Raw genomic sequence first — 20,765 nt, forward strand, 5'->3', positions numbered from 1 at the left:
TCTTTAATTAGATTACTACTACGGAGATTGTGCATATGCTAAATTTAAAATTTATTATTTTATTAATAATAATTAACTGTTCCTTATCTGCTAATAATTCAAAACTACCTTTTGAACTAGAAGTTAAAAAAGATATAAAATCACTTTTAAACAATAATTATGAAGATTTACTAATAAGTAAAAAAAATCTTAATGACTACTATGTTAAAAATGATTATTCTGCTTATTGGATAGATAAAAATGGTATAAAAAGCATTGGACTTTCTCTTATAAATAGAATCAAAAATGACCCTGTATTAAAACCACATATAAATAAAATATTCAGATTAGATGAAGTTGAAAAAAATTTAAATTCATTGGATAAATCTGATAGTAAATATCTTGAAAAAATAGTAAAAATTGATTTTATGTTAACTGAATTATTTGATAGATATGTTACATATATTTCAAAAGGCTCTATAAAATGGAATGAATTTGAAGAAAAATTAGCAGAACGTGAAAAACAAACAGAAATAAAAGCTACTTGGGATAAATATAGTTTAAAAGAAGACCCAAAACAATTACTAAAAAAAGTTGTTGAAAAAAATGATTTACTTGATGTTTTAAACGGACTTGATTTTAATTATCCTCAAGTAAAAGAGTTGATTTCTGCAATTGATGAACTAGAAAAAATCTCTGCAAATGGTGGATATACAAAAGTTCCAGAATCTAAATCTTTAAGAATTGGTGATGTTTCAGAGGTTCTTCCAATTTTACGAAAAAGATTAGCACAGAGTAAAGATTTAAATACACAATGTGAAAATACTCAAAATGAACAAAGTATTATTAATGATAATACAAATACAATAAATACATCAACAGAGCAAGAAAATAGTGAAAATGTAAAATTAAGAGCAAATTGTGAAAATATTTTTGATGAAGATTTAAAAAATGCCGTTATCTCTTTTCAGAAAAAACATGGTTTATTTGCAGATGGAATAGTTGGAACTCAAACTCAAAGATTTATAAATATCTCTGCAAGTAAAAAAATTGCAATTATAAGACTAAATCTTGAAAGAATGAGATGGCTTCCTAGAAATTTAGGTGAGAAATATCTACTTGTTAATATTCCTGAGTATAGATTAAAACTATACGAAAATGATGAAGTAAAATTAAATATGGCAGTTATTGTAGGTGATGCAAAATTCCCAACACCAATTTTCTCAGATAAAATGTCTTATGTTGTTTTAAATCCAAACTGGAATATTCCTGATAGTATTGCAAAAAATGAACTTATTCCTAAGCTTTTAAAAGATCCAAACTACTTAGCCGATAAAGGAATAGATATTTATGCTGGATGGAATGGAGGCACTGAAAAAATAGATTCAAAAGATGTTTTAGATAGTGCAATATTACAAGATGAAGAGTATTTGAAAAGTTTTAGATTCTCTCAAAATTCAAATAAAGATAATCCACTTGGGAAAATGAAATTTATGTTTCCAAATAAACATGCTGTTTATCTTCATGATACACCAGCAAAGTATTTATTTGCAAATGCTAGAAGAGCTTTTTCTCATGGCTGTATTAGACTTTCTAAACCTCAAGATCTGCTAACAACTATTGCAGATGAAGATTCTAATTTAGATATAGATAAAGCAAATGATATTTTAGCAAATGTAACAAGTGAAAAAGCTATTGGATTAAATAAAAAGATTCCTATTCATATAGTTTATCTAACTTCTTGGGTTGATGAAAATGGAGTTTTACAATTTAGGGAAGATATTTATAACTTTGATAAGCTTCAAAAAGAGTTTTTGTTATAACTCTTTTTGATTAAAGGATAGATTAGATTTGTTTAGACAAATCTAATTTTTGTAATCTCTTTTTTTCTACTAATAATTTATCTTGGAATTGTTTATTTTTATCTTTTGCAAATGCTTGCATATCTTCAACTTCATCCATTTCATCAACTATTTCAACACCTAATAGCGTTTCAATTGCATCTTCTAGTGTTACAACACCACTTGTTTGTCCATAATTATCATGAACAATAAATAGATGTGTTTTTCGTTTTACAAATAAATCTATTAACAAAGAAACTGGTACATTCTCTGAAATCTTATGAACTGGAACAGTAATGTCTTTTAATAAAGTATTATCTCGTTCTTCAACACTCTCTTCTAAAATAGTTTGATTAAATACTATTCCTATAATATCATCTATTGATTCATTATAAATTGGTATTCTTGAGTGAATATACATTTTATCATTTTCAATAGCTTCTTCAACTGTAACATTTTCATTAAGTGCAAACACTACACTTCGAGGAGTCATTATCTCTTTTGTTTTAATGTTTTTTAATTTGAAAAGGTTCTCAATTAAAACACTCTCTTTTGAGTGAATTGAACCCTCTTTTTCACTTAATGAAACAACTGCCATAATTTCATCTCTTGAAAAGTTAATCTCATCTTTTCTGCCTTTTGAAATATAGTTTGTTATAAGACTTGAAAACCAAACTAAAGGATAAGTTACTTTTATCATAAATGATATTATATAAGCAGCTGGAATTAATAAGCCTTTCCAATAAATAGCACCAATTGTTTTTGGGATTATTTCAGATACATAAAGAATCAATAAAGTTAAAATAAAAGCAATAGCAGTTTGCCATTCATCCCCAAATAATATTTGAGCTTGCGCACCAACACCTGCTGCTCCCATTGTATGAGCAAAAGTATTAAGTGTTAAAATTGAAGATATTGGTTTATCTATATTTGATTTTAACTCTTTTAACAATCTAACAGCTTTTAAACTATCACCATTTTTTGACAATGTTTCTATATAAGAAGAAGTACTTGATAATAAAACAGCTTCTAAAACAGAACACATGAAAGAAATTAATAACGCTATTGAGAGATAAGTAAGAAGAAGGGTCATTTTGAACACCCCATATGAGAAAAGTTTAAAGTACGCCTATAATAGGAGTCATTTGAGTTCATTTTTTTTGTCCTTTTTAAATTTTGAGCGATATTATAGCATAAGTTTAGATAAAGTTTTCACTTAATTAAAGAAATATTATTTAAAACATGGTTTATATTTTCTACACTTAAGTGATGTTTATCTTCGAGTATTTTCATAAAAAATCTAACTTCTGCATTAGTAAAACCATCTAATTCTTTATCTTTTATTGAAATACCGTTTTCTTCAAGTCTCACTCTTTTTAGTTTTCCATTTGTCTCTTTTGCATAATAAACAATATCAAGTTGAGTTTGATTTACTTTTTCTATAGTTACAATTATCCTATCAAATCTAATTTTTAGTTCAAATTCTGGATATAAAACTAAAAACTCATCTGTGTTTATAAAACCAATATAAAGTTTGGTAAAAATATCAAAATAAAGTCCAAGTTTTGGCGAAGAAAAGAATTTTAAATCCACAGGAAATTTTGGATTTTCTCTTGATTTATTTAAAATCCATTCTAATGTAGGAAAATATTGGAACTTCTTATATTTTACTTTATAAGCTTCAATATATTTAGAATTTCTTGGAGCTTTTAGAGTCTGAACATCATTTTTTACTTTTTTAGCAAAAATGATTTTTTCGATTAACTCTTCATCTTCTAAATCATTTGTAATCCAAATAGTTGCATATTCAGGGAAGTTTTTAAGTCCAGTTGACCCAACTGTTACAACTATTAATGCTTTGATTATTAAAGTTGGGAAAATCATTTTTAAAAGAGCATATTTTTTTGTAAGTCTTTTATTTAAACTTGAAGTTTTTTTTGAAGTACTCATCTCAACAAAGTAAACACTATCTTTTGTAAAAAACATAGCATCAAACTCACTAATATCTTTATAAGCTGATTTATAAACTATTTGAGAACTTCTATCTATTAAAAGTCCACTTTTAATAAAAAGATTTTCTTTATCTTGATAAGGCCCTTTTAGTACAAATCTTGTGATTTCATCTTGGGTAAGTGTATATTGAAGTAAAAGTTCGTAAACTATGTTTTCGTAAACTTCGCCTTTGAAGCTGCTGTATGCTGAAATATATGATAAATCTTCTTTTGAAGTATTGTTTTTAACTAAGGCTTTTAAGCTTTTACTATCGTATGAATAATGGAAAAGATTTTCTTTTATATCTTCTATATTTAATTGTTTTATTTTTTCGTTTATTGTAAATTGCAAGTGTTCTCTTCTATTTCTATAATAGCTTAGATTATAGCCAAAAAAATTTTAAATAGCTTAGATATTATCTTTAGTTTTGAAAAAACTTATCTTCCCCATATCATCAAACTTCATAAAAAGTTTTAAATCAGAGATAAACTCTTCATCTAAACTATCAAAACTTCTTTTCATACGACTATATCTTCCCATATGATTTTTCTCTTGTGCTTTTTGCATACCTCTAAAAAGATAGTGATAACGCACTAATTTTTTTGTATATTCAGAAAGTTTCCAATTTTTAATAATGTGATAACTCATCTCTTCGTGATTATGAAAAGAATATTCATTGGTAATTTTGTCCTTTTCATTTTGAAAAGCAACATAAGGTTTTCCAACATCGTGTAAAAATGCAGCAGGAATCATCTTGTATTCTTTTGCTTTTAAAACCTGCACTACAACTGCTAAAGTGTGAACTAAAACACCAAATCTATGCCACTTATTTTGTTTGATAAATAGAGTTATGAAAAACTCTTTTTTAAATACTCTTTTTAATTTCATGTGCAATGATAGCATTAAGTTGTTTTTATATCATTTAGATAGAATATTTTGTTTAAAATTATTTTTCTATATGTTTCAGAGATTATTTATTACACTATCTAATAAAATAAAAATTTAATGGCTAATTCAAAATTTTTAAGCTAATACTTATGAATTATTTTGAGATTTTAGAAATATTAAAATACTATTTTATTTCTTCCTGTCTGTTTTGCTTCATATAGATTTATATCTGCTTGTTTAATAAGTTCCAAAAGAGTTTTTGTGTTTTCATTTTTCAATGAAATACCAATACTTATGGTGATATTTATAGAATTTACATTATGAATTATTGTTGTTTCTTGAATCTTATCTTTTATTCTTTGTGCGATTTTTAAAATTTCTTCCAAAGTGCTATTTAATAAAAAAATACCAAATTCTTCGCCACCTAATCTTCCTAAAATATCTTTATCTCTAGTTTGTTCAACTAAAATATTTGATACTTCTTTTATAACAACATCTCCTGTATCATGTCCATAAGTATCATTTATTTTTTTGAAAAAATCAATATCCAACATAATAAATGAAATATTGTCCATTTTTTGAAAAAAGAATTCGCATTTTTCATACCAAGTTCTACGATTTAAAAGACCTGATAAACCGTCTGTAGAAGAAATAATATACATACGATGGGCATTTGCATATGATTCTTCACCATTTTTTCTATTTAATGCAACCACAGCATAAACATAAAAAACTAAAGAAAAAGAGACCATACAATACAAAAAAATATCTTCAGAACTTTTTGAAAAATATAACATCAATAAAATCACAATTGATATTTGAAAGCTTTCCATTATGATAAAAATCTTTTTTGTCATTAAAGCACCCAACATCATGGTAGCAACCAAATAAAAAAACCAATTATACATAACAAAAAAAGATGGTGCATCATAACTTACATAACTAATTGTTAAAACTGCATATCCTAAAGTCCCAAAAGTTGTAACAGCGATTACTCTTTTATTTGCAAAAGAATCTAATTTTACAGCTAAGACAACCATTATTGCAAAAAATATTGCAATACATCTTAATACTAAAGCACCAACTAAATAAGGAGTATTTTTATAAAAAGAATAATCAAAAGGTAAATATAAAACTGCTAAAAAAAGACCTAAATAGCTAAATATAAGAAATCTTGGAAAAATTCTTTTCTCAAAGAAAATATCAAAAGTATCAAATTTTTGTATATTCAAATTAGTCATATTTATTTCTTTTTTCTAAGGTAATTTATTATTACAAATTTTTACTATATTTATCCTATAGAAAATCAGAGAAAATATATAACAATATTCTTTATTATTAATCAAACCTTTTAAAATCATCATCTTGGCTTCCATCTTTTTTTCTATTTTTAAATTTCCACATAGTTATAAAATACTTTACACTTGCAAAACTTAGGACAAATGCTATAAGAAACATTACAAGATAGATAAAAAAAGTTACTATTTCCATGGAAAATCCTTTTTTTACAGTATAACTTAATTTTAAAATTTAAGTAAAAAATCTATCAAAGATAATCTGCTATAATCAATACTATGAAAACATTTATTATACAAAACTGGAACAAACTTTTATTAGTTACTCTTACCCTATTCGCCCTTTGTTTTGCTTTGACTTTTACTATTGATGACAATGCAAAAAGACTTGTTGATGATTCATTCAAACAATCTGTTATTGTATTTGGAAGTGCAAAAGCTTTAAATGCTGTGATTTCACTAGCGCAAGGAACGGAGTTAAATCTGCCTTTTGTAATAGTTGCAGTTGGAGAAATACTTGACCCTATAAATGACTTAGTTGAGCAATTTTCCCTTGTGATGTTAGCAAGTATGGTTTCACTTGGTATTCAAAAAATCTTGCTAAATTTTGTGACAAATGATATTTATAACTACATTTTATTTACTTTTATTATAGTTTTTAACATTTGGCTTTTTAAGCGATTTACAAATGATGAAAGATTAAGAGATCTGTTTTTTAAAATTACTTTTATTCTTCTATTTTTAAGATTTGCAATTCCAATGATTGGTTATGTAAACGAAGTTTCTTACAACTATTTTGTAAAACCTCAATACAACATTGATGAGTTAAATCAAGATATTTTAAATGTAAAAGATGATGTTATTAAAATAAATCAAGAGACAATAACTCAAAAAGAAGAGAGTTCATTTTTCAATAAAGTTATGGAAAAATTTGACAGCAGTTATTATGAAAAAAAGGTTAATGACTACAAAGAAGCAGTTGATAATTCAAGCCAATATATTATTGATTTAATCATAGTTTTTATTTTTCAAACTATACTTTTACCTATAATATTTTTGTATCTACTATACGCTTTTGTAAAATCAATATTTAATATGAGGAAAAACTAATGAAAAAAAATATTTTAATCACAGGTTGTAGTTCTGGACTGGGACTTGCACTTACAAACTACTATTTAGAAAAAGGTTTTAGAGTTTATGGTATTAGTAGAACTAAATTAAACATTGAAAATATAAATTTCACTCATATTGTTTTTGATTTATCAGAAGTTTCAAAAATAAAAGAAATTTTAAGCCCAATTATTCAAGATATTTCGCAAATTGAAACCGTTTTCCTAAATGCTGGAATGTTGGGAAAGATTAGAGTTTTAGATGAGTTATCAACAAGTGAAATGCAAGAAGTATATAATGTAAATGTTTATGCAAACAAAGAACTTCTTGATATCTTAGAAAAAACAAAAGTAAAAAATATTTTAGCTATCTCTTCGGGAGCTTCAATAACTGGTTATAAAGGTTGGGGTTCATACTCTTTGTCAAAAGCAGGAGTAAATATGCTAATAAATCTTTACTCATATGAGATGTTAAATACAAAACTTCTAGCAGTAGCTCCTGGGGTTATAAAAACAGCTATGACTGATTATATAAGATTTGAATTAGATGAAAATATTTTTCCATCTGCAAAAAAATTAAATGAAGGAGTTGTTCAAACTCCTGAAGAAACGGTTATTAAACTAGATAATTTAATAGATAGAATAGATGAATTTGAATCTGGCTCTTACGTGGATGTAAGAAAAATCTAAATATCAATGATGGGTTACTTCAGCTCTTCCAGCTTTTAATCCAAATAAGATTAATAATATAATAGCTACTATTAAAACTATTATTGAACTTGTCCATGATTTTGTTATATCGAACATAAAACCCAATAAAATTGGTCCAACAGCTGCTAATAAATATCCAGCTGATTGGGACATTCCAGAAAGTTCTGCTGCTTTTTTTGCATGGGGAGTTCTTTGTGTAATAAATCCTATTGCAAGACTTATAGCTCCACCCATTCCAATTCCTATAAATACCATTGAAATAATTATTCCAAATGAAGATGTTACAAATAAAAATATTACCATTCCAGCTAAATAATTTAAAGAAATAATCGTAGCAATTAACTTTTGATGTTTGATTTTATTTGCAATTATAGGGACTAAAAGAGTTGCAGGTAAAGCTACTAATTGAAATAATAATGCCATCATTCCAGCAAAATGACTATCTAACCCTTTAAAAATTATAATAGAAGGAATCCATGCAATTAATGTATAAAATAAGAATGATTGAGTTCCCATATATAAAGTCACCCACCAAGCAAGTGGTGATTTCCATATTGTTTTACTTTGAATTCTTTTTTCTATTGCTAAGTCATCATTATTGTTATATTCTTCACTTTTTTTAAGTTGTGGTAACCATATTAATAAAGCAATAAAAGCTAGAATTCCCCACATAGCTAATGAAGTATTCCAACCTAAAACATTTGTTGCAGGAATACTAATTCCTGCTCCTAAGGCTGCAAATATACACATACTTGTTATATAAATACTTATAATATTTCCAACATTTTTCTTAAATTTATGTTTTATTACACTAGGAATTAAAACATTACCAATGGCAATACCAAGTCCAATAAACATAGTACCTATAAATAATCCATAAACATTTGTATAAGAACGAACTAGCTCTCCTATGATTATTAAAATAAGCCCACCTAACATGGTTAAACCATGTCCAAATTTATGATTCATTTTTGCAACAAAAGGAGAAAATATTGCAAAAGCTAATAAAGGAAGTGTAGTAATAAGACCTGCCACACTATTACTTAAAGAGTATTCATTTTGTATCAAATCTGTAATAGGCCCAACTGAAGTAATAGGCGCTCTTAGATTAAATGAAACAAGAAGTATTCCTAAAAAAACCATAAATAAATGTGAATTAAATTTCATATAGTTTCCTTTATTAAATTTCAAAAATTTTATTTATTACTTCTTCTGCTTTTTTACTATCTTGTGAAGAAATAGCTTCATAAAGGTCTTTATGTAATTGGAAGATTAACTCTTCTTCCATTTGAGTTAACTGCAATTTTTCTTCAATTGAAGTACAAATATATGAAGATATAGATTTATACAAATCATAAAAAATAGAATTATGAGAAGCTTTTGCAATACTTAAGTGAAACTCAATATCAGCTTCACTATTTTCTTTGAAAGAACCATTTGTTAAACTCTTATTTTCTAGTGTTTTTTTAATCTCTATTAAATCACTTTGAGTTCTTCTTAAAGCTGCTAATTTAACAATTTCTCTCTCTAAATAAAATCTTACTTCATCTACTTCTGAAATTTTTGAATTACTTAAACGATTTAAAATATTTGCTTCAAATCTGCTAGTTGCTAAAACGTAAGTTCCATCACCTTGTCGTGATTCTAAAACTCCTGCTTGAATTAAAGATTGAACTGCTTCACGAATTGTGTTTCTGCTAACTTCAAAGGCCTTAACTAAATCAGGCTCTGAGGGAATTTTTTCTCCTATTTTAAAAGTGCCTTTTTTAATAGCTTTTTCTATTTCAATTGATATTTGTTTTGGTAGTGATACTTTTATTGGTTTATTAATTTCCATAATTTTGCCTAATATTCATAATTCATCCAATCATTGGACAAGTTGAATAATAATAGAAATTTGCAGAAAAGTCAAATGAATGTAAAAAGCAGGAGTTACCCTGCTTTTTTTAGTGATTATGATGTTTTAATTTTTTCTTTTGAATTGATTTGATGTTTATAATCATAGCAATTGAAACTATAAATGCAAGGATAAAGAATCCTGCAAATACGTAAAGTGTTTGAGAGTATGAACCAGTTGCATCTTTTACCATTGAGATAATTAGTGGTCCAACAAGCCCAGCTGCTGCCCATGCTGTTAAAATATATCCATGAATTGCACCAAGTTCTTTTGTTCCAAAAATATCTCCGATATAGGCAGGAATTGAAGCAAATCCTCCACCATAACAAGTCATAATAAAGTATAAAACTACTTGAAATACAACTATCTCTTTAATTGATGGCAACATATAAAATGCCACAATTTGAGTTGCAAAAAATATTACATATACAATTGGTCTTGTTAAATAATCACTTAATGATGCCCAAATAAGTCGCCCTGCTCCATTAAAAATTCCCATTAAACCAACGGCTGCAGCTGCAGCGATTGCAGTCATTCCTAAAACCTCTTGTAAAAGTGGAGAAGCAACTCCAATAATTGCAATACCACAAGTGATATTTATAAATAACATTATCCAAAGACCATAAAATCTAGGAGTTTTAACAGCTTCATTTAAACCAATGAAAGCTAAATCTTCTTTAATTTTCTTTTTACCCTCTTTGATTTTTTGCTCAAATCTTTTTGGTAAATACTCATCATGTGGTTTTTCAAGATATAAAGCAGAAGCAAACATTATCACAAAATAAGTTGCTCCCAGAATAAAAAATGTTCCAGAAATTCCAACAGCTTCAATCAAAATCTTAATCGTTGGTCCCCAAACAGCAGAAGCAAAACCAAATCCCATGATTGCAAGTCCTGTTGCCATTCCTCTTTTATCAGGAAACCATTTTACAAGTGTTGAAACTGGCGAAATATATCCAATTCCCAAACCACAACCACCTAAAACTCCATAGAAAAAGTATAACAACAGTTTTGATTCCATCATTATTGCTAGTCCTGAACCCATAGTTCCAAGACCAAAAAGTGAAGCTGCAATTATTGCAGAAACTCTTGGACCATTTTTTTCAACAAATTTTCCCATTAACGCAGCTGATAGTCCCAAAAAGAAAATGGCAACACTAAAAGCAATAGTAACATCTGTTAAATCCCAGTTCATTTGAGCTTGGATAGGTTTTACATAAACACTCCAAGCATAAACAGAACCAATACATATATGAACACCAACAGCACTTAAAGCCATTAGCCAACGATTTTTTTCTACCATTAATTAATCCCTAAATATAATATAGTTAGGATTTTAACGATTTTTTTTTATAACTAGATAAAAGTATTAAATTAATTTACCTTTTATTCATTCTTATTAAAAAAGATTCAAATATCTGAATCTTTTTTATGACAAGCAGCTGTAAAAATTACATCAGTTGAAGAATTAAGTGCTGTTTCCATAGAATCTTGAAGAACACTAATTACAAATCCTATTGCCACAACTTGAAGGGCAACATCATTTGAGATACCAAATAAAGAACAAGCAAGAGGAATTAAAAGTAAAGAACCACCAGCAACTCCTGAAACTCCACAAGCAGCAATAGAAGCGATAATACTTAATAAAAGTGCCGTTCCAATATCAATACTAATTCCTAAAGTATGTACAGTAGCCAAAGTTAATACAGTAATTGTAACAGCTGCTCCAGCCATATTTATTGTTGCACCCAATGGAATAGAAATAGAATATGTATCTTCATTTAAGTTGAGTTTTTTACATAAACTTAAATTTACAGGGATATTTGCAGCACTACTTCTAGTGAAAAAAGCTGTGATTCCACTTTCTTTAATACAAGTAAAAATCAAAGGAAATGGGTTTGATTTTGTTTTTAAATATACAATAATTGGATTAATAACAAAAGCTACAAATAGCATTGTTCCAACTAATACTAGTAACAATTTAGAATAACTTAAAAGTGAAGTAAAACCTGTTTGGGCAAAGGTATCAGCAACAAGTCCAAAGATACCAAAAGGAGCAAGTTTTATTATGAAACCAACAATTTTTGTAATACCTATTGATACATCTTCAAATACTTTTTTTGTTTCATTTGAACTATAATGCATTGCAAAACCAATTGCAATTGCCCATGCTAATATACCTATAAAATTTCCACTTTGAAGTGCATTTATTGGATTATCAACAATATTAAATAAAACTGTTTTTAATACTTCTATAATATTTGTTGGATGAGTTAATGACTCAGTAGTCCCTTCTAATAATACAAGATTAATAGGAAATAAGAAACTTACAACAACAGCAGTTAATGCAGATAAAAATGTTCCAATAAAATACAAAGTTAAAATTGGTTTCATACCAGTTTTTACACCAACTTCTTTTTTAATAATTGCAGAAGCAACTAAAATAAAAACCAAAATTGGAGCAATAGCCTTTAATGCTTTTACAAAAAGTGTTCCTAAAATTGAAAAAGACATAGCTAAATCTTTTGAAATCATGGCAACAACAACACCCAATACTATACCAACCAATATTTGTAATACTAAATTACCATTTACATATCTTTCGATAATCCCATTTTTACGTTCCATAAAAAAATCCCCTACTTAATAATTTCTAAAAGTTTCTAAGTATAGCTAAGATATTTTTTAATATTGATTATCTGTTAATTATTTATTAATTATCTATTAATTTCATTTTAAACACTAAATTTTTCAAGCTTTTTTCTTCATCTATTGCTACAAATTCTTCTACATTTTCAAGTCTTTTTACAAATTTAAAAGATGGTGCAAACTCTGAGAATTTATTTTTTATAAAATCAGAATCAAGTTCAGGAGCATTTAAACACGATAAAATTGTACAGTCTGGAGCTGCTAATTCGTTTAATCTTCTGATTATTTTTTCATAATCTTTGCTAGCTTCAAAACTTCCCTTTTGAAAAGATGGTGGATCAATTACGATAATCTCATAAGGCCCTTCTTTTTTGATTCTATTCCATGATTTTAAAATATCATAGGGTAAAAATTTTACTTTTTTTGTGTCTAAATTATTTAGATGATGATTTATTCTTCCCGTTGTTAGTGCATTTTTAGCCATATCAACATTTACAACTTTTAAAGCTCCACCACTTATAGCACTTACTGAAAAAGCGCAAGTATAAGAGAAAAGATTTAACACATTTTTATCTTTTGAAATCTCTTTTATAAAACTTCTTCCATTTTTCATATCTGGAAAAATTCCTATATTTTGATTTGAAAAATTCAGCGCATATTTTAAACCATTTTCATAGGCAATGGGATTTTCAGGGATTTTTCCCCTTAGAATTTCATAAAGATTATCTTTTTTATATCTTCTTTGAATTATAAAAGTTTTAAAACCTTTTGTTGCATAAACCTCATCAAGTATTTTTGTTATCTCTTTTTGAGTATCAACATCAACTTCTTCAAAAAAAGTAGCCATTAAAATATCATTTATACTATCAACCACTAAGTAATTAAAATCATCATAAAAGTTCCCACGACCGTGAAAAACTCTCTTAAAATCTACACTTTTATTTTCAAGATTTTTAAGAATTATCTCTTTTAATTTTTCTATATTTATACTATTCAAACTTATACTCTTTTATTGAAATTATTTTGTATTCGAAGAAGTTATCATTTATAGAAAATTCAAACTCTTCATTTAAAGTTTTATTTAACAAAGCTCTACCAACTGGAGATTTATTTGATATTTTATTTTCATTTGGATTTGTTTCGTGTGTTCCTAGAATTATAAAAGTTTTCTCTTTTTGAGTATTCAAATTTTCAACCACAACAACTGATCCAAAATTCACTCTTGTATGTGGAATCAAAGATATATCAATAACTTCACTATTATTTATAATCCTATCTAAAAAACCAAGTCTTTTATCGGTATTTCGTATCTGTTCTTTTGCAGATATATATTCAGCATTTTCACTTCTATCGCCAAGTTGAGCGGCGATTTCTTTCTCTTTCACCCAATAGGTTTTCTCTTTGAGTAAACCTTTGAACTCTTTTACTATTTTTTCGAAACCATGTTTTGTAATTAAATCTTTTTGCATGGCGCAATTATATTAAGTTTTTATATATTTCTTTGTTAATCTTGCATAATCGTAAAAATCACTTAACATTAAATATCTCATTTGAACATCTTGGAACTTTTGAACAAGCATAAAATTTCCCTCATTAAACAAACTTACATCATGGATAAACTCTTTTGGATATTTTAATTTTTCCTCTTTTATTGAGGGAAAGCACTCCATAAAATCTAAAAAAAGAGCATTTATTATCTCTTCTTTCTGTGAAGTAGTATCTGTTAGAAAATCTTTTACAGTTTCAAACTCTTGGCAAATTTCAATTAAACATTTGTGCATGAGTCACTACTTGAACAGGTATTTAGTTTTTTGTTTGTATCTATATTTGTATTTAATAACTCGTTTATTTTTTCAATATCAAATCCACAAACTTTAACTCCATTTATATCTAACAATGGTCTTTTTATTAAAATTGGATTTTTTATCATAAGAGTTATAGCTTCATCTTTTGACAAAGTGTTTATATCTATCTCTTTATCTCTTATTTGTGGAGCAAATGGATTAAATATATCAATTACATCTAAACCTTTGAAAAACTCACTTAGAGTCTCTTTTGACCATGAAGTATCAAGCAGACTTTTTACACTAAAAGATATGTTATGACTTTTTAATAACTCTTTTTGTTTAGCATTACCGCTACAACCAGTTTTTTCGTAAAACGTAAAATTATAGAATGTGAAATTGCTCATAATCTCTCTTTTTTACAGACTTATATGCAAATTCTATACCTTATTATATTATTCATATTTTGTACCTTTTAAATTATTAATAATTAAATTTATATATTTTAAAATCTTAATTGCATTCTCACACTCTGCTTTATAGATTTCTGCATTACTATCATCATGAGAAGTTGAATTAAGAATAAAGTTTTTATAAAATTCACCTCGCTTTATTATAGATTGAATATTATCTTTAGATATTGTTCCATCTTCATTTTCAATTTTATCTATAAAACTAATCTCTGTTTGATTAAGTGGCTTAAATGCAGACTTAATTCTATTTAATTTAATTTCATCAGATTGATTATTATCTAAAATTTCTTCTATCTTCTTATAAAATGAATTTATTAATTTGTGCGAATAAATATAATGTTTATCTGTAGATTTTAAAGCATCAATCATATTTTGTAAATCTTCTACTCTTCCTAATTCTAAAAGTTGCTCAAATTCAGTAACAATTCTTTCAAATTCTTTTCTTATAAAATTACCTGCAGAATGTTCATCTCCTCTCTTCAAACTATCATTTGCATCTTTTAGATAACTAACATCTTTATCATATAAAAAAGCTTGATTATTATATACAAAAAGTTTTTTTACTTCCCATTGTTCTTTCTCTTCATTATCTAAATTAATCATCTTCCTAGTCATATTAAAGAATTGTAAATTATGGGTCAAAATCAGTTTTTGATAATCTTTAAACTCTTCTAAAATGTATTTCATAATCAACTTTCGATTTGACATATCCAAAGATGTCAAAAAATCATCTAAAACCAAAAGTTTAAAATTATCACTTTTATCTTCATATTTTTTAGCAAGAGCAAAATAAATAGCTACACCAATGAGCTTTAATTTTGCTTCATTATAATGTTGAGAAAGTTTTCCATTACAATTTATATCATCAATTTTTATTTTTATAATTGGTGGATAAAATTCTAAAACTTCACTATTTCCAGATTGGGCAGGAGTAATTTCAAATGAAATTTTTAAATTCTCACTAAAATACCCATTTATTATTTTATTGATTTCATTGGTTGGAAACTCCGTATCAAATACAAATTGTAATAATTCATTCTCTGACTTGATTATTTTTTCAAATTCATCCCTAATTTTATGGGCATCATCACCACTTTTTTCAATTATCTTTTTCTTTAATATTTCGAGATTGTTAAATTGGCTATAACGCTTAAAATGATGATTTTCATTTTCACTTGTGTATTTGCTTTTCATTTGTGGAAAATGTTCAAATAATGTCTCATTTAATGCAATATAAAAATTTTCTTTTACTATACGATTTAAAATCTTTTCATTTGCGAAATATATACTTGGCTCAATAAGCATATATTTTGATAAAGGTGTTTTTCCAGATAAATTTTCAACATTTAGAATATCAAAAGGTGATAATTCTTGAGAATTTCGATTCAAAAATTTTTCATTATCAAAATCTATATTTATTTCTAAATCATTTGTAATAAAATTTCTATTACGATAAGTTTCTTGTATATCTATACCCTTATCTAACCTTTTTTGATGATAAAAATTTGAATATAGAGCTTCATAAATAGAACTTTTACCTGTTCCATTTTCTCCATAAATAAGAACATTTTTACCATTAAAATTGATAGTTAAATCTTGATGAAATTTAAAATACTTAAGTTCTACTTTTTTAATTTTCATTTCTCACCTTTGAAAAATTGTTCATATCGTGCTGTTAAATCTTGAATTCTTTGAATATTCAAATTTTCACTTAATTTATCATCATTATTTCTATTATTTAACAATAAATTCACATCAAGAAAATTTGAACTTTTATTATCTATTTCTTTTTTTGTTAAATCTATAGGTAATATCTTACCAATATCATAATCTGATTCATCAGAACAATAAATAATATCTTTTGTTTTTATAAAATTAAATGGATAAACAGATAACTGTTTAGGATTAAGATATACACCTAAAAGTCCAAAACCTTTATCTAATTTTCCAAATAAATTTGGTAAATTAAAATTTATTTCAAAAGAATTATCCAATTCTTTATGAACAATTTTTACTATTAAATCATACATATCATATTTAATTTGTGCAGTAGAACCTTTAGAATAAGATTGTCGGACAAGAAATTTTGAAAAATTTATTGTCATTAATTCATCATTTAAATCATTTTCTACAAGATATATTATTATTGTATCTTTAGGATAAGAATTTGTATATAAATCTATAAGCTGAAACCATTTTGCAAGTTCATCTCCTGCTTGTTTTTTTCTTTTTTCAAAAAATTCAACTGCATCAACAATACTATTTAAATCTTCCATTATTTCATAATAAGATTTATTTTTAAATTGTGAATATTCCATTTTTTCAAAAAAATCACGAAGTCCTATTTCAGAACCTCTAATGCCTTTTAAACCTCTTGCCAAATGTGAATAAATCCTAAAAACTCTCAATTTCAATTTATTTTCTTTTGACTCATCAAGTGCATCACATCTTTCATCAAAAGTTTTCCATAATTCTATAAATTTATCTGTATCATTTTTACGATTTGCCATATAGTAAAGATTTGATTTAAAAATATCAGTATCATCAAGAGGAATACCTCTATTATTCATCGTTTCAAATATTTTTAATGCTTTATCTCTTGCTTTTGCTGTATCTTCACCTTCTGTAAATATTGGTAATAAAGAAACATCATAAAGAATAAAATCAATAAAATCTTTTATGTCATTTCCATCTTGATAAACAAATTCTTTTATTTTTTTATAAAAAAACTGAATATTAGTTTTAAATTTATCTTTCTTTTCATTTTTATTTAGTAGCTTTTCATATTCATAATTTTCATTAAGAACTTCATTGAAAGATAAAGAATCTTTTTCAATGAAAATATTTGTTTTAACCCTTTGTTCTATAACAGCATCGGTTCTATCATCAAGTATCCAAATAGTATTTTTTAATTTTCTATTATTTTGATCAAACGCAAACAAAACTTTTAAAAACATGATTAAAGTTGTAAGTCTTTGTTGTCCATCTATTACTTCATACTCATCTCTAACAGATGTAGTTAAAATAATATTACCCAGAAAACACCCTTCAGTTTTATTTATATAAAAAGCTGTTTTTAAATCTTCAAATAATTTATCGCATTCACTTTCTGTCCAAGAATAAGCTCTTTGATAAGGAGGAATAATATATTTAGTTCTATCTCCAAAAATTTTTAATATATATTTTTGTTCTGCATTTAATTGTAAAGCCATTTTTAACCTTTAAAATTTATATTAATTATTTTAACTAAATTGTTATAAATAAGGTATTTATAACTATTCACTTTAAAATATAATTTTAAAACAACTCACTTAAAAGCTTTTTTATAGCCATCTTTTGTAAGAGATGAAGAGAGCTTTTATCACTCCATTTCTGTACTTCTTTTTTATAGTGTTCAAGTATTAAAATATCTATTTGCTCTTTTTTTTCTATTAGATACTCTAAATGTTCTTTTAACTCATCTTGGCTTAATTCACTTACATCTTTTAGTTTATAAAACAGAGCCTCTTTAAAGTCTTCATCTATATACTCTTTTGCTCTTTGCAAAAATATTGTAGCTTCTATTTCATCAGCAAAAATGTCATTCCATTTTCTTCCATTTTTTAACTGATCCACTGCTACATCTAAAAAAACTGGAACTATTTGTAATACTTTATTTAACTCTTTAAAATCATCATCAATTAAAGACCTAAAAAGCATTCTAGTTCTATTTTTTATTTTTACTCGTAAATCAACTTTTTCTACAACATCTCTATGTAAAAGTGAAAATCTTTTAAAAGCATTTAATTTTGAGTGGTTAAAAGCCATAATAGATACAAGAGGTTCAACATCTTCTATTTGTGCTTCACAAGAACCATTTGGTCTACAAAAAGCCCAATAGAGTCTTGCTTCCATATCTGGATGATTTAGATACTTTTCATCCCCTAAGGCTTCAAAGTCATCTTCTTCTTTTAACTCTTCAACTTCTTCTTTATATGTTAAATTGAATAACTCTTCCATATTGCTCAAACTTTCTTAGATTTTTTTTATTGCTTATTATAAAAAGCGTATTACATAGTAGTGACTCACTTATATCAAACTCTCCATCTGTTAGAGCAATAAGTAAACTATCATTTCTTACTTCACTAGATTTTTTTAAATAATTTAATAGCTCATCAAAGTTTGTTCCACCATTTGATTTGGGAATTAATAACTCTTTACTACTCAATGGATTAAAGCTATCAAAACTAATGATATATTCATTTCTAACTTTTAAATCAAAGGGTAAAATATCTATTTTATACTCATAAAAACTCTCAGCAATTTCACTTATGATTCCCAAAAACTTTTTATACTCATCAAGGCTAACACTAGATGAACTATCAAGTGCTACAAAAATATTAAGGTTATCATTTAATTTTTTAGTTCCTGGCATATAAATGCCTCTATCTATAAATCTTTTATTGGGTCTTTCATAAGAGATTTGTTTTTCAAAAAATGAACTTATTAAATACTCTTTTAACACATCATGTAAATCTATCTCTGGTTTTATTAATGTATCTATTTCTATACTCATTCCCTCATATAAATTTGATGATTTTTTTGCAAGACTTAAAGCTTGGATTATTATTCCATCTAGTTTCTCTTGGTTTACTTTTTCGCTTTTTGTTAAAACCTCATCTAAATCCAGTTTTGATTTATCATAAGTATTTGATTCTATCTTTCCATTTTTATCAGGAGTTGTTTTACTTAACTCCTCTTTTTTCTTTTTATATAAAATCTCATAAACCTCTTCAACACACTTATCTTTTAAAGTTACATCAAGTATCTCATCAGCTGGTCTTGTTCCCACATTTTCAAAAGTAGTTAAGATATTGTTTATTACCACATCACAAGCTTGATTCCAAGTATGTCTATCTCTTGTTTTTTGTCTATATGGATGTTTTAAAACAATATGAAGCAAAGTGTGAGCATATAAATATGTAATCTCATCCCTCGAATATTTTGTTAATTTTTCTGTATCAATTGTGATTTTAAAACCATCTGTTAAAAAAGCACTATTCATATTCCCTTTAAACTCACTATTTATACTTAAAGCTAAAACTGATAAAAAAGGATGGTTAAATAAAAAACTTATCCTAATTTTCTCAAAAATATCTTTATAATATGTAGTCTCCATACTTCTCCATCCATTTATCAAACTCATCTAAGAGTGCTATGTTTTCGTCTTTTACTATTAAATCTTTTATTAGCATAACAGCAAACTCTACTGGTAAACTTTTACTATAAGCAAAGATATTTATAGCTTGATTTGTATTTTCATATTTTTCAATTACCGCTGAACATAAAGCGTATAAAGCACTTGGTTCACTAGGAATAATTTCACAAGTACCATTTAAAATATCATCAATATTTGGCAGAGTCTTATAAACTTTTATAAATGAAATAAATTCAACAGCAGCTGCATACCCCACAGTTCCATAAATAATTGGAGAAATAAGATTAACATTACTCTCTGTTTTTAGAATATTTGACATCATACTCCAAGCCCTTGGTGTGCAAAAAGCTGGATTTGTTTCAGTTGCATTTGGAACTTCACTACTTAATAAATCTGGTCTAAATCCTAAAAATCCTAAAATATATGAATGAATCCCATTTAAAATAGCCCAATTTTTAAAATCATCATATTTTGCTTCTAAAAGCAAATGAACCATTCTATTTACAAGTGGACTAGGAAGTTTAAAAACAATTCCTTTATCATTTATCTTATTTCCAGCACACACTATTTTCCAATTTCGAGGAAGTGAATACTCCCCTATTTTTCTATCAAGAACAAGCTGATATATTGCTGCTTGAACAGACAAAGAAGCTGAGTTTAACTCATCTAAAAAAAGAATACCCGATGAATTTTGGTCTAAAGGCAAAAAAACTGGTGGCATCCAAACTGTTTGATTATTTGTAATTGTAGGAATTCCTCTTAAATCAACCGCATCAAGTTGAGAAAGTCTTACATCTACTAACTCTAAATTATTCTTTTTTGCAATATCATTTACAATATAAGATTTTCCAATTCCTGGACTTCCATGAATAAAAACTGGCATATCACTTTTTAGTAATATTTGAAGTTGTTTGTATAGTTCTATTGTTCCAATTGAAGGAGTTACCATT

General features: G+C 26.4%; 21 protein-coding genes. 3 read left to right on the top strand and 18 right to left on the bottom strand.

Annotated features, from left to right (window positions below; all coding sequences use genetic code 11):
* Positions 1 to 35 precede the first annotated feature (35 nt).
* Positions 36 to 1,802 (top strand): L,D-transpeptidase family protein, encoded by a 1,767-nt coding sequence (locus tag AVENP_RS09580; protein ID WP_128357985.1) that lies wholly within the window; start codon positions 36 to 38, stop codon positions 1,800 to 1,802.
* Between the two features lie 22 nt (positions 1,803 to 1,824).
* Here the strand turns inward: AVENP_RS09580 and AVENP_RS09585 are convergent, their stop codons facing one another.
* The 5 genes from AVENP_RS09585 to AVENP_RS09605 all read right to left on the bottom strand — a co-directional run bounded on the left by AVENP_RS09585 (position 1,825) and on the right by AVENP_RS09605 (position 6,191).
* Positions 1,825 to 2,913, bottom strand: a complete 1,089-nt coding sequence (locus AVENP_RS09585; protein WP_128357984.1) for a CNNM domain-containing protein — start codon at positions 2,911 to 2,913, stop codon at positions 1,825 to 1,827.
* 119 nt (positions 2,914 to 3,032) lie between these two features.
* On the bottom strand, positions 3,033 to 4,163 hold the full coding sequence (locus tag AVENP_RS09590) for a hypothetical protein (protein WP_128357983.1): 1,131 nt from the start codon (positions 4,161 to 4,163) through the stop codon (positions 3,033 to 3,035).
* A 57-nt stretch (positions 4,164 to 4,220) separates the two neighbouring features.
* Entirely contained in the window at positions 4,221 to 4,700 is a 480-nt protein-coding gene (locus AVENP_RS09595; RefSeq protein ID WP_128357982.1) for an HD domain-containing protein, read from the bottom strand.
* A 176-nt stretch (positions 4,701 to 4,876) separates the two neighbouring features.
* The gene (locus AVENP_RS09600) at positions 4,877 to 5,941 is read right to left on the bottom strand and encodes a GGDEF domain-containing protein (RefSeq protein WP_128357981.1); all 1,065 of its coding nucleotides are present in this window, start codon (positions 5,939 to 5,941) and stop codon (positions 4,877 to 4,879) included.
* Positions 5,942 to 6,038: 97 nt separating this feature from the next.
* Positions 6,039 to 6,191, bottom strand: coding sequence for a hypothetical protein (locus AVENP_RS09605; protein ID WP_172664278.1), 153 nt, complete (start codon positions 6,189 to 6,191; stop codon positions 6,039 to 6,041).
* 83 nt (positions 6,192 to 6,274) lie between these two features.
* On the opposite strand from AVENP_RS09605, the gene AVENP_RS09610 reads away from it, so the two are divergent.
* Both AVENP_RS09610 and AVENP_RS09615 read left to right on the top strand, forming a co-directional pair.
* Positions 6,275 to 7,105, top strand: coding sequence for a hypothetical protein (locus tag AVENP_RS09610; protein WP_128357980.1), 831 nt, complete (start codon positions 6,275 to 6,277; stop codon positions 7,103 to 7,105).
* The gene (locus AVENP_RS09615) at positions 7,105 to 7,794 is read left to right on the top strand and encodes an SDR family NAD(P)-dependent oxidoreductase (RefSeq protein WP_118886621.1); all 690 of its coding nucleotides are present in this window, start codon (positions 7,105 to 7,107) and stop codon (positions 7,792 to 7,794) included. The genes AVENP_RS09610 and AVENP_RS09615 overlap by 1 nt, the downstream gene beginning before the upstream one ends.
* 3 nt (positions 7,795 to 7,797) lie before the next feature.
* Here the strand turns inward: AVENP_RS09615 and AVENP_RS09620 are convergent, their stop codons facing one another.
* The 13 genes from AVENP_RS09620 to AVENP_RS09680 form a co-directional block, all read right to left on the bottom strand.
* Positions 7,798 to 8,982 (bottom strand): CynX/NimT family MFS transporter, encoded by a 1,185-nt coding sequence (locus AVENP_RS09620; protein ID WP_128357979.1) that lies wholly within the window; start codon positions 8,980 to 8,982, stop codon positions 7,798 to 7,800.
* 13 nt (positions 8,983 to 8,995) lie between these two features.
* On the bottom strand, positions 8,996 to 9,652 hold the full coding sequence (locus tag AVENP_RS09625; RefSeq protein ID WP_128357978.1) for a FadR/GntR family transcriptional regulator: 657 nt from the start codon (positions 9,650 to 9,652) through the stop codon (positions 8,996 to 8,998).
* A gap of 109 nt (positions 9,653 to 9,761) precedes the next feature.
* Complete coding sequence (locus AVENP_RS09630) at positions 9,762 to 11,015, bottom strand: L-lactate MFS transporter (RefSeq protein WP_128357977.1); 1,254 nt, start codon at positions 11,013 to 11,015, stop codon at positions 9,762 to 9,764.
* Positions 11,016 to 11,122: 107 nt separating this feature from the next.
* Positions 11,123 to 12,340, bottom strand: coding sequence for a serine/threonine transporter SstT (sstT, locus tag AVENP_RS09635; RefSeq protein ID WP_128357976.1), 1,218 nt, complete (start codon positions 12,338 to 12,340; stop codon positions 11,123 to 11,125).
* Positions 12,341 to 12,425: 85 nt separating this feature from the next.
* Positions 12,426 to 13,349, bottom strand: coding sequence for a class I SAM-dependent methyltransferase (locus AVENP_RS09640; protein ID WP_128358192.1), 924 nt, complete (start codon positions 13,347 to 13,349; stop codon positions 12,426 to 12,428).
* 1 nt (position 13,350) lies between these two features.
* Positions 13,351 to 13,830, bottom strand: coding sequence for a GreA/GreB family elongation factor (locus AVENP_RS09645; protein ID WP_128357975.1), 480 nt, complete (start codon positions 13,828 to 13,830; stop codon positions 13,351 to 13,353).
* A 12-nt stretch (positions 13,831 to 13,842) separates the two neighbouring features.
* Complete coding sequence (locus AVENP_RS09650; protein ID WP_128357974.1) at positions 13,843 to 14,142, bottom strand: hypothetical protein; 300 nt, start codon at positions 14,140 to 14,142, stop codon at positions 13,843 to 13,845.
* Positions 14,127 to 14,552, bottom strand: a complete 426-nt coding sequence (locus AVENP_RS09655; RefSeq protein WP_128357973.1) for an ArsC/Spx/MgsR family protein — start codon at positions 14,550 to 14,552, stop codon at positions 14,127 to 14,129. The genes AVENP_RS09650 and AVENP_RS09655 overlap by 16 nt, the downstream gene beginning before the upstream one ends.
* Before the next feature lie 48 nt (positions 14,553 to 14,600).
* The gene (locus AVENP_RS09660) at positions 14,601 to 16,259 is read right to left on the bottom strand and encodes an ATP-binding protein (RefSeq protein ID WP_128357972.1); all 1,659 of its coding nucleotides are present in this window, start codon (positions 16,257 to 16,259) and stop codon (positions 14,601 to 14,603) included.
* The gene (locus AVENP_RS09665; protein ID WP_128357971.1) at positions 16,256 to 17,830 is read right to left on the bottom strand and encodes a DUF262 domain-containing protein; all 1,575 of its coding nucleotides are present in this window, start codon (positions 17,828 to 17,830) and stop codon (positions 16,256 to 16,258) included. Before AVENP_RS09665 ends, AVENP_RS09660 begins: the two co-directional genes overlap by 4 nt.
* 85 nt (positions 17,831 to 17,915) lie before the next feature.
* Positions 17,916 to 18,617, bottom strand: a complete 702-nt coding sequence (locus tag AVENP_RS09670) for a hypothetical protein (protein WP_128357970.1) — start codon at positions 18,615 to 18,617, stop codon at positions 17,916 to 17,918.
* Positions 18,589 to 19,776, bottom strand: a complete 1,188-nt coding sequence (locus AVENP_RS09675) for a vWA domain-containing protein (protein ID WP_172664280.1) — start codon at positions 19,774 to 19,776, stop codon at positions 18,589 to 18,591. Before AVENP_RS09675 ends, AVENP_RS09670 begins: the two co-directional genes overlap by 29 nt.
* Positions 19,757 to 20,764 (bottom strand): ATP-binding protein, encoded by a 1,008-nt coding sequence (locus tag AVENP_RS09680; protein WP_128357968.1) that lies wholly within the window; start codon positions 20,762 to 20,764, stop codon positions 19,757 to 19,759. The genes AVENP_RS09675 and AVENP_RS09680 overlap by 20 nt, the downstream gene beginning before the upstream one ends.
* Position 20,765: the final 1 nt, after the last annotated feature.

The organism is Arcobacter venerupis (assembly GCF_013201665.1).
GTDB lineage: Bacteria > Campylobacterota > Campylobacteria > Campylobacterales > Arcobacteraceae > Aliarcobacter > Aliarcobacter venerupis.

Coding starts and splice junctions, on each gene's coding strand:
- AVENP_RS09580 (WP_128357985.1), top strand. CDS start 36: ATGCTAAATTTAAAATTTATTATTTTATTAATAATAATTAACTGTTCC.
- AVENP_RS09585 (WP_128357984.1), bottom strand. CDS start 2,913: ATGACCCTTCTTCTTACTTATCTCTCAATAGCGTTATTAATTTCTTTC.
- AVENP_RS09595 (WP_128357982.1), bottom strand. CDS start 4,700: ATGAAATTAAAAAGAGTATTTAAAAAAGAGTTTTTCATAACTCTATTT.
- AVENP_RS09600 (WP_128357981.1), bottom strand. CDS start 5,941: ATGACTAATTTGAATATACAAAAATTTGATACTTTTGATATTTTCTTT.
- AVENP_RS09605 (WP_172664278.1), bottom strand. CDS start 6,191: ATGGAAATAGTAACTTTTTTTATCTATCTTGTAATGTTTCTTATAGCA.
- AVENP_RS09610 (WP_128357980.1), top strand. CDS start 6,275: ATGAAAACATTTATTATACAAAACTGGAACAAACTTTTATTAGTTACT.
- AVENP_RS09615 (WP_118886621.1), top strand. CDS start 7,105: ATGAAAAAAAATATTTTAATCACAGGTTGTAGTTCTGGACTGGGACTT.
- AVENP_RS09620 (WP_128357979.1), bottom strand. CDS start 8,982: ATGAAATTTAATTCACATTTATTTATGGTTTTTTTAGGAATACTTCTT.
- AVENP_RS09625 (WP_128357978.1), bottom strand. CDS start 9,652: ATGGAAATTAATAAACCAATAAAAGTATCACTACCAAAACAAATATCA.
- AVENP_RS09630 (WP_128357977.1), bottom strand. CDS start 11,015: ATGGTAGAAAAAAATCGTTGGCTAATGGCTTTAAGTGCTGTTGGTGTT.
- sstT (WP_128357976.1), bottom strand. CDS start 12,340: ATGGAACGTAAAAATGGGATTATCGAAAGATATGTAAATGGTAATTTA.
- AVENP_RS09645 (WP_128357975.1), bottom strand. CDS start 13,830: ATGCAAAAAGATTTAATTACAAAACATGGTTTCGAAAAAATAGTAAAA.
- AVENP_RS09650 (WP_128357974.1), bottom strand. CDS start 14,142: ATGCACAAATGTTTAATTGAAATTTGCCAAGAGTTTGAAACTGTAAAA.
- AVENP_RS09655 (WP_128357973.1), bottom strand. CDS start 14,552: ATGAGCAATTTCACATTCTATAATTTTACGTTTTACGAAAAAACTGGT.
- AVENP_RS09660 (WP_128357972.1), bottom strand. CDS start 16,259: ATGAAAATTAAAAAAGTAGAACTTAAGTATTTTAAATTTCATCAAGAT.
- AVENP_RS09665 (WP_128357971.1), bottom strand. CDS start 17,830: ATGGCTTTACAATTAAATGCAGAACAAAAATATATATTAAAAATTTTT.
- AVENP_RS09670 (WP_128357970.1), bottom strand. CDS start 18,617: ATGGAAGAGTTATTCAATTTAACATATAAAGAAGAAGTTGAAGAGTTA.
- AVENP_RS09675 (WP_172664280.1), bottom strand. CDS start 19,776: ATGGAGACTACATATTATAAAGATATTTTTGAGAAAATTAGGATAAGT.
- AVENP_RS09680 (WP_128357968.1), bottom strand. CDS start 20,764: ATGGTAACTCCTTCAATTGGAACAATAGAACTATACAAACAACTTCAA.